Below are 13,051 nucleotides of genomic sequence, written 5' to 3' on the forward strand. Positions count from 1 at the left end.
CTAATTAGAGCGGTTTTTTATTTGGTTTGGTATTACCAACCTGTGCTGTTACGCAAGGCTTTACCGATGTCAGCCAAGCTTTTCACCGTGGTTACACCTGCCGCTTCCAGTGCTGCAAATTTATCTTCTGCAGTACCTTTACCGCCAGAGATAATCGCACCTGCGTGTCCCATACGTTTGCCCGGAGGTGCGGTAACACCTGCGATGTACGAAACAACTGGCTTAGTGACGTTCTCTTTGATGTACGCAGCAGCTTCTTCTTCTGCCGTGCCACCGATTTCACCGATCATGACAATCGCTTCTGTCGCTGGATCTTTTTCGAACATTTCGAGAATATCGATAAAGTTAGACCCTGGAATTGGGTCGCCACCGATACCTACACACGTAGATTGGCCGAAACCTTCATCCGTCGTCTGTTTAACTGCTTCATAAGTCAGGGTACCTGAACGGGATACAATGCCCACTTTACCCGGCTTATGAATGTGACCCGGCATGATACCAATCTTACACTCGCCCGGTGTGATAACGCCTGGGCAGTTAGGACCAATCATGCGAACGCCTGCTTCATCAAGCTTCACTTTAACTTCCAGCATATCAAGCGTTGGGATGCCTTCAGTGATGGTCACAATCAGTTCGATGCCTGCGTCAATTGCTTCTAAAATTGCGTCTTTACAGAACGGAGCTGGAACATAGATAACCGTTGCAGTTGCGCCTGTCGCTTCAACAGCTTCCGCGACTGTGTTGAATACCGGTAGACCCAGATGCGTGGTACCACCCTTGCCTGGTGATACACCACCAACCATTTGCGTTCCGTACTCAATCGCTTGCTCTGAGTGGAAAGTACCCTGACCGCCCGTGAAACCCTGACAGATTACTTTGGTATCTTTGTTAATCAAAACAGACATTATTTACCCTCCGCTGCAGCAACAACTTTCTCTGCTGCTTCAGTCAGTGAGGTCGCAGCAATAATGTTCAGGCCAGACTCAGCCAATTTCTTCGCACCCAGTTCTGCGTTGTTACCTTCAAGGCGAACAACAACCGGTACTTTAACGCCAACTTCTTCCACCGCACCGATGATGCCGTCTGCGATCAGGTCACAGCGTACGATACCGCCGAAGATGTTTACGAGAACAGCTTTTACGTTGTCGTCAGAGAGGATAATTTTGAATGCTTCGGTTACACGTTCTTTGGTCGCGCCACCGCCCACATCCAAGAAGTTTGCAGGGCTACCGCCATGCAGGTTTACGATGTCCATGGTACCCATTGCCAGGCCCGCACCGTTAACCATACAACCGATGCTGCCGTCCAGAGCAACATAGTTCAGCTCCCACTGCGCTGCGTGAGCTTCACGCGCGTCGTCTTGGCTAGGATCGTGCATTTCACGGATCTTAGGCTGGCGGTAAACTGCGTTGCTATCAACTGTCAGTTTTGCATCCAGACAGTGCAGATCGCCTGCACCAGTGATAACCAATGGGTTAACTTCCACCAGCGCAACATCACGCTCGATGAACAGTTTTGCAATGCCCATGAAAATCTTGGTGAATTGCTTGATTTGGTCGCCTTGCAGACCTAGTTTGAAAGCAAGTTGACGGCCTTGATATGGCTGAGGGCCTACCAATGGATCGATCGCCGCTTTGTGGATCAGCTCAGGGGTTTCCTCAGCCACTTTCTCGATTTCCACACCACCTTCAGTCGATGCCATGAAAACAACGCGACGTGTGCCACGGTCTACAACCGCACCGAGATATAGCTCTTTTGCGATGTCCGTACAATCTTCAACTAGGATCTTGCTAACTGGCTGACCGTTAGCATCTGTTTGATAAGTGACCAGGTTTTTACCTAGCCAGTTTTGAGCGAATTCTTTAATTTCATCCTTGGTTTGGACCAGCTTTACGCCACCCGCTTTACCACGGCCGCCAGCGTGTACCTGGCATTTAACCACCCACTTGTCACCACCAAGTTTGTCCGCAGCTTCTGCCGCTTCTTGAGGAGTGTCGCAGGCATACCCTTCAGATACTGGCAGCCCGTATTCAGCAAAAAGCTGTTTTGACTGATATTCGTGCAGATTCATGATGTTCTATCCGTGTCCATTTACGTTTTATAGTGTGTGTTTTTTTGCTTTCCACACAGGGGGCTCCTGCCCCCTGCTTCCGGTTAACCCGGACTGCTAATTAAACGTCCAGCAGCAGACGTGTTGGGTCTTCTAAAAGCTCTTTAACGGTAACCAAGAAACCAACCGACTCGCGTCCGTCGATCAAACGGTGATCGTAAGAAAGAGCAAGGTACATCATAGGCAGAATTTCAATTTTGCCATCAACCACCATTGGACGCTCTTGGATCTTGTGCATCCCCAAAATTGCCGCTTGTGGTGGGTTAATGATTGGCGTTGACATCAGGGAACCGAACACACCACCATTGGTGATGGTGAAGTTACCACCCGTCAGTTCGTCTACGGTCAATTTGCCGTCACGACCTTTAATTGCCAGTTCTTTGATGCCTTTTTCGACGTCAGCCAAACCCAGGCGGTCACAATCACGAAGAACTGGTGTAACCAATCCACGTGGCGTAGATACCGCCATGCTTACGTCAAAGAAGTTGTGGTAAACGATATCATCACCATCAATCGAAGCGTTGACTTCAGGATAACGCTTCAATGCTTCAACAACCGCCTTCACATAGAAAGACATGAAGCCCAAGCGAATACCGTGACGCTCTTCGAATACATCTTTGTATTGCTTACGAATGTCCATGATTGGCTTCATGTTCACTTCGTTAAACGTCGTCAGCATTGCTGTGCTGTTTTTCGCTTCAAGCAGACGCTCCGCAACGCGCTTACGTAAACGTGTCATCGGAACACGTTTCTCGCTACGGTGACCCAAAGACGGCGTTTCTTCTTTAGCTGCAGGTGAGGCAGCTTGTGCTTTACCTGCACCGTTTTTCAGGAATGCATCCACATCTTCACGTGTAATACGACCGCCGACACCCGTGCCTTTAACTTGGTCTGCTTTCAGATCATTTTCTGCCAGAAGACGACGAACCGCAGGGCTCAATGCATCGTTTTGCTCTTCACTCAAAGACGCAGTGTGGCGCTTGTCTGGCGATGCTTCAGACGATGCAGGCACGTCTTGAGTTGGCTCACCCGCAACAGCACCTGCTTTCAATTTTGCAATCAGTTGTTTTGAAAGTACGGTTGCACCTTCTACTTCAACAATTGCTTCCAATACGCCATCTTCCGGTGCTGGAACTTCCAACACCACTTTGTCCGTTTCAATATCAACCAGCACTTCATCACGGCTCACCGCATCGCCAGGTTGCTTATGCCATGTCGCAACCGTCGCATCAGCCACTGATTCAGGTAGGTCGGGAACCAGAATTTCGATTGTCATTTCATTAATTCCTTAGCTTTCTAGTTCTTAATTCAGGGTAAGAGCGTCTTCTATCAACGCTTTTTGTTGTTTTAGATGCACCGACATATAGCCCACCGCAGGTGATGCCGACGCAGCACGTCCTGCATAACTCAAGGTGGCATCAGCCGGAATAGCCAATCGGAAATTGTGCTGGCTGCTGTACCAAGCGCCTTGGTTTTGCGGCTCTTCTTGGCACCAGACAAAGTCTTTGGCATTCACATATTCGCTAATCGCAGCTTGTACATCCTCTTTCGGGAATGGGTACAATTGCTCAATACGAATAATGGCGACATCTTTGATTTCTTCTTTGCGGCGTGCTTCAAGCAGGTCGAAGTAAACCTTGCCTGAACACATCACAACGCGCTTCACGGCCTTAGGATCCAACTCGTCAACTTCGCCAATTGCAGGTAAGAAGTTACCATTTGCTAAATCATCCAGCGTTGACGTACACAGCGGATGACGAAGCAATGATTTAGGCGACATAACGACTAATGGACGACGCATTGGACGGAATACCTGACGGCGAATCATGTGGTAAACCTGTGCGGGTGTCGAAGGGACAATCACCTGCATGTTTTGCTCAGCGCAAAGTTGCAAATAACGTTCAAGGCGCGCAGATGAGTGCTCTGGTCCCTGTCCTTCATATCCGTGAGGCAACAACATTGTAAGACCACACATACGGCCCCACTTTTGCTCACCTGAACTGATGAACTGATCAATCACCACTTGAGCACCGTTAGCAAAATCACCAAACTGTGCTTCCCAAATGGTCAAACCACCAGGCTCTGCAGTGGCATAGCCATATTCAAACGCTAACACAGCCTCTTCTGACAATACGGAGTCAAAGACTTGGAAAGGCCCTTGCTTGTCGTGAATGTTTGCCAAAGGAATATATGTACTCGCATCGTTTTGATTGTGCAGAACGGAGTGACGATGGAAGAACGTACCACGGCCGGAATCCTGACCTGAGATACGGATGCGCTTGTTGTCATCAACGATGGTAGCGTAAGCCAAAGTTTCAGCCATACCCCAGTCAATGGCTTTTTCACCAGCAACCATGGCTGTACGATCGTTGTACAGCTTGTTTACTCGACTTTGAAGCTTGTGACTTTCTGGGTAGGTACAAAGACGCTGGCCCAGCTCAATCAAACGCGCTTTATCAAACGTATTTGGCCACTCAACGGTCCAGTCATGCCCCAAATAAGGCGACCAATCGACAGAGTGAAGTGCCATCGGACGGAACTCTTTCACGACACACTCGCCGTGATCAAGTGCATCACGATACTCATTGATCAAGTACGTTGCTTTCTCAATATCAGCCACGCCACGATCAGAAAGCACATCAGCGTATAGCTTACGCGGTGTTGGATGTTTCTTGATCTTTTGGTACATCAGAGGCTGAGTCGCGTTTGGCTCATCGGCCTCGTTGTGGCCATGACGGCGATAACACACCAAATCAATCACAACATCGCGTTTAAACTCATTGCGATAGTCAACAGCCAATCGCGCGACAAAAGCAACGGCTTCAGGGTCATCTGCATTCACATGGAAGATTGGAGCCTGAACCATCTTGGCGATATCAGTACAATACTGCGTAGAACGCGTATCGTTAGGATTCGACGTCGTGAAGCCAACTTGGTTGTTGACGACAATACGCACGGTACCGCCAACTTTGAAACCACGGGCTTGAGACATGTTGAATGTCTCTTGAACCACGCCTTGACCTGCAATCGCTGAGTCACCGTGAATCGTAATTGGCAGCACTTTGGAGCCGTCTTTATCGCCTAAGCGATCTTGACGGGCACGCACTGAGCCCATAACTACTGGGTTTACAATTTCCAAGTGTGACGGGTTGAAAGCGAGAACAAGGTGAACATCACCGCCTGGCGTAGCGAAGTCACTTGAGAAACCTTGGTGATATTTCACATCACCCGTACCCCAAGACTCGCCGTGCTTACCGGCAAACTCATCAAAAAGTTCAGAAGGCTTTTTGCCAAGTACGTTAACAAGCATGTTCAAGCGACCGCGGTGCGCCATGCCGATAACCACTTCACGTGTTCCATAGGCACCAGAGTGACGAATCACTTCTTTAACCATTGGGATCATCGCATCGCCGCCTTCCAAAGAAAAGCGCTTCGCACCCGGGAATTTCGCGCCAAGATAACGCTCTAACCCTTCTGCGGCCGTCAGTTCTTCAAGAAGCGTAATTTTTTCTTCACTTGAAAACTGAGGCAAACCAACAACAGTTTCCAGACGTTGTTGAATCCAACGCTTTTCTTCTGTGTCAGTAATGTGCATGTACTCAGCACCAATAGAACCACAATAGGTTTTCTTGAGCGCATCATACAAGTCGGCAAGTTTCATGCTCTCTTGCCCACTGGCAAAAGAACCCACGTTGAACGTCTCTTCGAAGTCGTCTTCGTTGAGCGTATGGTATGCTGGATCTAGGTCTGGCACACGGTCGCGTTGCCATAGACCCAGAGGATCTAGATTTGCTTGTTGATGTCCACGGAAACGGTAAGCATTGATCAATTGCAGTACTTTAACCTGTTTCGCATCGACGTCTGGATCACTGACTGAGGCACTGTAATGCGCTGTCTCGGTAGCGAGTCTACGGAAGTATTCACGAACTCTTGAGTGGGGTTGCTCGGGTGCGTTGCCATTCACGACAGGAAGGCTATTAAAAACCACCTGCCATTCGCTATCTACAGACTCTGGGTCACTGAGGTACAGTTCGTAGAGGTCTTCTACGTAAGTTGCATTGGCGCCAGCCAAATGAGAAGACTCTAACCAAGCCTTCATCACGCCATTTTGCATTGTTATCCCTTAACCACTTTAGTTATATACGATATTGCGACCATCGACGCAGTTGTCGATGTTCCTTTTAAGCTCCTCCGAAGAGGAGCTTAATTCTTAAAACGTGTAGGTGTACAGAGGCCAGCGTTACACTGCGCGTTTAAGCAGCATTGAGCGAATATGGCCTATTGCTTTTGTAGGATTTAACCCTTTAGGACAAACATTTACACAGTTCATGATGCTATGGCAACGAAAAACGCTAAAAGCGTCGTCGAGATCCGATAAACGTTCCTCGGTCGCCGTATCACGACTGTCAATGAGCCAACGATATGCGGCCAACAAGCCCGCAGGGCCTACAAATTTATCTGGATTCCACCAGAATGATGGGCAAGACGTTGTACAACATGCACACATAATGCACTCGTAAAGTCCATCAAGATGCGCGCGATCATCTGGCGATTGCAGATTTTCACGCGATGGTGGCGTTCCATCATTAATCAAGTAAGGTTTAACGCGTTCGTAGTTTTGATAGAACTGCGTCATATCTACCACCAAGTCACGTACCACAGGCAAACCAGGCAAAGGACGGATCACAATGCTTGATTTGTCGGTCAGTGCAGACAAGGGAGTAATACACGCCAAACCGTTCTTACCGTTCATGTTAATGCCGTCAGAACCACATACGCCTTCACGACAAGAGCGTCGGAATGCCAATGTAGGGTCTTGCTCTTTGAGCAAAATGAGGGCATCGAGCACCATCATGTCAGAGCCTTCCGGCACCTCCAAGGAGTAACCTTTCATGTGTGGCGCGTCATCAACATCCGGGTTGTAACGATATACCGAAAAATTCAGTTTCATGTTTCTCTACCTCCCTTAGTAAGTACGCGCTTTCGGTGGGAAAGCGTCACGATGAACTGGCGTCATGTTGACATCACGCTTGGACATCGACTCTGTTTCTGGGTTGTAGATGGTGTGGCACAACCAATTTTCATCATCGCGCTCTTGATAATCAAAACGCGCATGCGCACCACGACTTTCCGTGCGGTAGTTTGCAGCAACTGCCGTAGAGAAAGCTGTTTCCATCAGGTTGTCCAATTCCAAACACTCAACGCGCTGGGTATTGAATTCTGACGATGTATCATCCAGACGCGCTTCTTTTAAACGGTCACGGATAACTTTAAGTTCTTCTAGGCCTTTCGCCATTGCGTCGCCTTCACGGAATACCGAGAAGTTGTTCTGCATGCAAGATTGTAGGTCTTTACGAATTTGGACTGGGTCTTCACCTTTACGCGTTGCGTTCCAGCGATTAACACGTGCCAACGACGCTTCGATATCTGACTCAGACGCATCACGCGCTTCAACTTGTGCAGCCAAAGTCTCGCCAAGATGCAAACCTGTTGCGCGACCAAATACGACAAGGTCCAGGAGCGAGTTACCACCAAGACGGTTCGCGCCATGCACAGATACACTTGCAATTTCACCACAAGCAAACAAGCCCTGTACTTCAACATCTTGGCCGTTAGCGTCTAGCTTGATTGCTTGACCGGAAACTTGTGTTGGTACGCCACCCATCATGTAGTGACACGTTGGGATGACTGGAATAGGTTCTTTTATCGGATCAACGTGTGCAAAGGTGCGAGACAGCTCAAGAATACCTGGCAAGCGTGCCTCTAGAACGTCTTTGCCCAAATGATCAAGCTTCAGCTTAATGTGTGGTCCCCATGGACCTTCGCAACCACGCCCTTCGCGAATTTCAACCATCATAGAACGTGCTACAACGTCACGTCCTGCAAGGTCTTTTGCGTTTGGCGCGTAGCGCTCCATGAAGCGTTCGCCGTCTTTGTTAAGAAGGTAACCACCTTCACCACGACAACCTTCGGTTACCAATACACCCGCTCCGGCGATACCGGTTGGGTGGAATTGCCACATTTCCATGTCTTGCATCGGCACGCCAGCGCGAAGTGCCATACCGACACCGTCACCAGTGTTGATGTGTGCGTTAGTCGTTGACTGATAGATGCGGCCAGCACCACCCGTTGCCAGAACGGTTGCTTTCGCTTTGAAGTAGCAAATCTCGCCACTTTCCATGTCCATCGCGGTTGCACCAACAACAGCACCATCTTGGTTCTTCACCAGATCCAGCGCATACCACTCAGAAAAAATGGTGGTTTTGTTTTTAATGTTCTGCTGATACAAGGTATGAAGAAGTGCGTGACCCGTTCGGTCAGCAGCTGCCGCTGTACGCGCTGCCTGCTCGCCACCGAAGGCTTTAGATTGGCCACCAAAAGGACGTTGGTAAATACTGCCATCTTCGAATCGTGAAAATGGAAGCCCCATCTTCTCAAGCTCAATAATAGATTGAGGTCCCGTTTTACACATGTATTCAATGGCGTTTTGATCGCCGATATAGTCCGACCCTTTAACCGTGTCGTACATGTGCCATTCCCAGTTATCTTCGTGGGAATTACCGAGAGCTACCGTGATACCGCCTTGAGCGGACACAGTGTGAGAGCGGGTTGGGAAAACTTTTGAGAGCAATGCACAAGTTAAACCCTGCTCAGAAATTTGTAGTGCGGCACGCATACCTGCACCACCAGCACCAATAACAATGGCGTCAAATTCTCTTACTGGAATACTCACTTACACACCCCACAGTACAAAAAAGCCAGTCAATAAATAGACAAACAGCAGTGCTACAATACCGAACTGCATTAGCGCGCGAAGCATTGTCGGTTTGATGTAGTCTGTTAGCACTTGCCACATGCCAATCCACGCATGGATTAACACACAAACAAGCGCAAGCATGGTGAACACTTTAGTGCTGGTTTGGCCCCAGAAAGCAATCCAGGCTTGGTAAGTCAATTCAGGCCCAAAGGCGAAAAAACCCACCAAATAAAGTGTGTAAAGTGTCATGATGATGGCAGTAGCACGGATCAGAATAAAATCATGAACACCGTTTCTGCCGAAAGATGATACGTGACCTACCATACTAAAACCCCCGCTAAAACAGACAATACAGCTGTGACACCAAATGCGACTTGCGCACTTTGTGCACCTGTTTCCAGTTCTTCAAAATACTTCATGTCCATCAGCAAATGGCGAATACCACCTACGATGTGATAAGCAAGTGCGGTGAGGATGCCCCAAAGCACAAACTTGACGAAGAAACTGTTGACGATTTCAGAGGCGGCTTCAAATCCACTAGAAGACGATAACGACAGGCTTAACAGCCAAAGAAGGATGGCAACCGAAATAAAGGTGATAACACCTGAAACCCGGTGCGCTATTGACGCTATCGCAGTGATAGGAAAACGAATGGTCTGAAGGTCGAGGTTTACCGGTCTTGGCTTTTTTACTTTCACGATATGGCCCACTCAGCTCCATTGAGCAATTATTGTTATATAACACTCTCTGGAATCACATCACGCTACAGCGCCAGACCTACAACATCTAAATTACGTTTTACAGCCTCTACTGCTATTTTCTGCAGCTCACGTGCTGTTTTACGCAGAGAAAATTTCGATTTGAGCCCCGAAACGCTCCGGCTTTAAGTAATATCCAGAGACCTGCGCAGAGTATATGCCCCGTAACATTTAAACACAAACCAATAAAATTGACGGAAATCCCGAAACAGAGCATTAACTTATTCCGCACACTTTTTTTATACTTGCGCACACCCGACAAAGTTCACGTCTCCAAATTGACAACTTCTTCGTCGATCGGTAAAACAACGGAGTCCGTATCCGGGATAGGATTATAAAATAACAAAGGAGAATGTTATGGCAGATAAGAAAGCTACCCTACAAATTGACGGGGAAGCACCTATCGAACTGCCGATCAAAGGGGGCACAGTTGGTCCAGAAGTGATCGACGTTCGTGCATTGGGTGCTAATGGTTACTTTACGTTTGACCCAGGCTTTGTTGCTACAGCTTCGTGTGAGTCGCAAATTACATATATTGATGGCGACGCAGGCGTTCTGTTGCACCGCGGTTTCCCAATTGATCAATTAGCCAATAACGCTGACTATTTAGAAGTTTGTTATATCCTTCTTTACGGGGAAGTCCCAACTCGCAAACAGTATGAAGAGTTTCGTCGTATCGTGACTCGCCACACCATGGTTCATGAGCAGATTGCTAGCTTCTTCCATGGTTTCCGTCGTGACGCACACCCTATGGCCGTTATGGTAGGTGTTGTTGGTGCGCTGGCGGCGTTCTACCACGACTCCCTCGACATTAATAACGATTTTCACCGTGAGATTACCGCATTCCGCCTTCTATCGAAGATGCCTACATTAGCGGCAATGTGTTACAAGTACTCAATCGGTCAACCGTTCATTTACCCACGCAACGATTTGGATTATGCAGAAAACTTCCTGCATATGATGTTTGCAACACCCTGTGAAGAATATGATGTAAATCCAGTTGTCGCGCGAGCGATGGATAAAATCTTTACATTGCATGCAGACCACGAACAGAACGCATCTACGTCAACCGTACGTTTGGCTGGCTCTTCTGGTGCTAACCCATTTGCGTGTATTGCAGCAGGTATTGCCTCACTGTGGGGCCCTGCTCATGGTGGCGCGAACGAAGCATGTTTGAAAATGTTGGAAGAAATTGGTTCTGTTGAGAACATTCCAGAATTTATTGAACGTGCAAAAGACAAAGATGACCCATTCCGTTTGATGGGCTTTGGTCACCGCGTTTACAAAAACCACGACCCACGTGCAACGGTAATGAACCAAGCATGTCATGACGTTCTTGATGAGCTGAATATTAGCGATCCATTGTTGGACGTTGCTATGGAGCTAGAACGCATTGCACTTTCTGACCAGTACTTTATCGAGAGAAAATTGTATCCGAATGTCGATTTCTACTCAGGTATTATTCTGAAAGCGATCGGTATTCCAGTCTCCATGTTCACCGTGATTTTTGCGATGTCTCGTACAATCGGGTGGATTGCACACTGGAATGAGATGCATGGCGATCCGGCTAACCGTATCGGTCGTCCACGTCAGCTTTACACGGGCTACGATCAACGTGAATTCAAACCAATGGATGAACGTTAATTAAAATACCTAAAAAAAACGCCGCATAATGCGGCGTTTTTTTATTTCTATTTTGCGATCAAACAGGGTTATCTATATCGATGAATGTCACATCCAAGCCGTGTTCACTCGCCAACCATTCACCCAAAGCCTTAATACCGTATCGCTCTGTCGCGTGGTGACCAGCACCAAAATAATGAATCCCCTGCTCTCTGGCAGAAAAAGTGGTGCGTTCTGACACTTCACCCGAAATAAACGCATCCATGCCTTTGCTCGCGGCCAAATCAATGAAGTCCTGACCACCACCAGTACACCAGCCAATGCGAGAAATCAGCGCATCATTGCCACTTTCAATATGCAGTGGCTGGCGAGACAGTTTCAACTCCAGCAACTCACCAAATGCTTGCGCTGTTAAAGGTTCAGGTAACTCTCCCCACACCGCCACGGAATTCGGATTGCCATCTTCAAGCCCACCTTTCTGCTCGATACCGAGAAGCTTTGCCAATTGGGCGTTGTTGCCTACATCTGGGTGAACGTCGAGCGGTAAATGATATGCATACAAGTTAATTCCATTTTCAATCAACGCTTTAATGCGTTTGAATTTCATGCCACGCAGTGGCTCTGCCTCACCACGCCAAAAGTAACCATGATGGACCAAAATGGCATCGGCTTTATTTTCAATCGCCGCATCAATCAACGCCTGACATGCCGTTACACCCGTTACGATTTTTGTGACCGATTCCTTTCCCTCAACTTGCATGCCGTTAGGGCAATAATCTTTAATCGCAAACGGTTTTAAATATCCATTTAAAATATTTTCGAGTTCGATGTTATTCATTTTTCTTCCTGAATCAGGCGTTGTCGTTTATTAACACTCATTCTAACTGTCTCCTCCGTGCAGGTGAACCTTGATTACGGTAAGATCTCGTCTTCATGACCCCTCGATGAGTCCAGTATCGTCAAGTTACTTGGGGTTATTGCTTATAAAGAAAAGGATGTCGAATGTTTGCCGACAAAAACCAAGTACAAAGAGATTTGGCGTGGATTCGAGATGCCAGCAGCGTTGTAGCGTTAGAGCCATCCCTCTGCGTGCCGCATGATTTTTGGAGCCACCTTCCCGACATTTCACCCACGCCCTATCACGGTGGACACCGCATTGGTTTTTATTATCAGTGGTTAATCCAACAATGCTTGAGTGCGAGTAAAGACCACCAGATTGTCGCTGAAGAAATTCAGGTTGAAGACGAAGGAAGAACCATAGGTGCAGTGGACTTTGTGGTGAAAAATGGCAGCAATGACCTCGAACACTGGGAGGTTGCGATAAAATTCTATCTCGCTTTCGGTGACGATTGGCATGGCCCTAACGCAAAGGACACATTGTCCAAGAAGCTTGCAAAAATGCTCAATCAGCAACTTGCGCTGACTACTACCGAGGCTTATCAACGCACATATCCTGATCTTCCAATCACCAAACGAAAACTCTTGATGCAGGGGCGATTGTTCATCAACCCGTTCATGCCTTACCGCGACTACCCAATCGCCGTAAAAATTAACCCTGACGTTGTTTCTGGGTATTGGTGCTGGCCGCATCAAGTGCCAGAAGGTAAACAGTTTTATCAATTGGCGCGTCACCAATGGATGTGTGCACCGGATACCTCAGAACTGCCGCTTTATTCATTAGATACGGATTTGCGTCGCGCCGTTCACCTGATTGATGAAAACAGGAAGCATTGGTTTATCGTCCCGGAAGGCTGGCCAAATAAAACCGAATAGCATCGCACACAAAAAAGCCACCCAGTTGGG

At 47.9% G+C, this 13,051-nt stretch carries 11 protein-coding genes; 2 read left to right on the forward strand and 9 right to left on the reverse strand.

The annotated features are described in order from the left end of the window. Window positions 1–32 precede the first annotated feature (32 nt). The 8 genes from sucD to sdhC all read right to left on the reverse strand — a co-directional run bounded on the left by sucD (window position 33) and on the right by sdhC (window position 9,577). Window positions 33–905, reverse strand: a complete 873-nt coding sequence (sucD, locus tag LRP49_RS24780) for a succinate--CoA ligase subunit alpha (RefSeq protein ID WP_274146305.1) — start codon at window positions 903–905, stop codon at window positions 33–35. Continuing rightward, complete coding sequence (sucC, locus tag LRP49_RS24785; RefSeq protein WP_274146307.1) at window positions 905–2,071, reverse strand: ADP-forming succinate--CoA ligase subunit beta; 1,167 nt, start codon at window positions 2,069–2,071, stop codon at window positions 905–907. The genes sucD and sucC overlap by 1 nt, the downstream gene beginning before the upstream one ends. A gap of 100 nt (window positions 2,072–2,171) precedes the next feature. Continuing rightward, window positions 2,172–3,386: a 2-oxoglutarate dehydrogenase complex dihydrolipoyllysine-residue succinyltransferase gene (odhB, locus tag LRP49_RS24790; protein WP_274146309.1), complete on the reverse strand. Its 1,215-nt coding sequence runs from the start codon at window positions 3,384–3,386 to the stop codon at window positions 2,172–2,174. 27 nt (window positions 3,387–3,413) lie between these two features. Further along, the gene (gene sucA, locus LRP49_RS24795) at window positions 3,414–6,224 is read right to left on the reverse strand and encodes a 2-oxoglutarate dehydrogenase E1 component (protein ID WP_274146311.1); all 2,811 of its coding nucleotides are present in this window, start codon (window positions 6,222–6,224) and stop codon (window positions 3,414–3,416) included. Between the two features lie 126 nt (window positions 6,225–6,350). Further along, on the reverse strand, window positions 6,351–7,061 hold the full coding sequence (locus tag LRP49_RS24800) for a succinate dehydrogenase iron-sulfur subunit (protein WP_274146313.1): 711 nt from the start codon (window positions 7,059–7,061) through the stop codon (window positions 6,351–6,353). 15 nt (window positions 7,062–7,076) lie between these two features. Further along, on the reverse strand, window positions 7,077–8,843 hold the full coding sequence (sdhA, locus tag LRP49_RS24805) for a succinate dehydrogenase flavoprotein subunit (RefSeq protein WP_274146315.1): 1,767 nt from the start codon (window positions 8,841–8,843) through the stop codon (window positions 7,077–7,079). After that, window positions 8,844–9,191, reverse strand: coding sequence for a succinate dehydrogenase, hydrophobic membrane anchor protein (gene sdhD, locus LRP49_RS24810; protein ID WP_274146317.1), 348 nt, complete (start codon window positions 9,189–9,191; stop codon window positions 8,844–8,846). It lies immediately after the preceding gene. After that, window positions 9,185–9,577, reverse strand: a complete 393-nt coding sequence (gene sdhC / locus LRP49_RS24815; RefSeq protein ID WP_274146319.1) for a succinate dehydrogenase cytochrome b556 subunit — start codon at window positions 9,575–9,577, stop codon at window positions 9,185–9,187. Before sdhC ends, sdhD begins: the two co-directional genes overlap by 7 nt. A 405-nt stretch (window positions 9,578–9,982) precedes the next feature. Between sdhC and LRP49_RS24820 the strand changes: the two genes are divergently transcribed. Next, the gene (locus LRP49_RS24820; RefSeq protein WP_274146321.1) at window positions 9,983–11,269 is read left to right on the forward strand and encodes a citrate synthase; all 1,287 of its coding nucleotides are present in this window, start codon (window positions 9,983–9,985) and stop codon (window positions 11,267–11,269) included. Window positions 11,270–11,327: 58 nt separating this feature from the next. On the opposite strand, the gene LRP49_RS24825 is transcribed toward LRP49_RS24820, so the two are convergent. Then, window positions 11,328–12,086 carry a Nif3-like dinuclear metal center hexameric protein gene (locus tag LRP49_RS24825; RefSeq protein ID WP_274146322.1) on the reverse strand — a complete coding sequence of 253 codons (759 nt, stop codon included), beginning with the start codon at window positions 12,084–12,086 and terminating at the stop codon, window positions 11,328–11,330. A 164-nt stretch (window positions 12,087–12,250) separates the two neighbouring features. On the opposite strand from LRP49_RS24825, the gene LRP49_RS24830 reads away from it, so the two are divergent. After that, entirely contained in the window at window positions 12,251–13,021 is a 771-nt protein-coding gene (locus tag LRP49_RS24830) for a DUF1853 family protein (protein ID WP_274146324.1), read from the forward strand. Window positions 13,022–13,051 lie beyond the last annotated feature (30 nt).

The organism is Enterovibrio qingdaonensis (assembly GCF_028683135.1).
Taxonomy (GTDB): Bacteria; Pseudomonadota; Gammaproteobacteria; order Enterobacterales; family Vibrionaceae; genus Enterovibrio; species Enterovibrio qingdaonensis.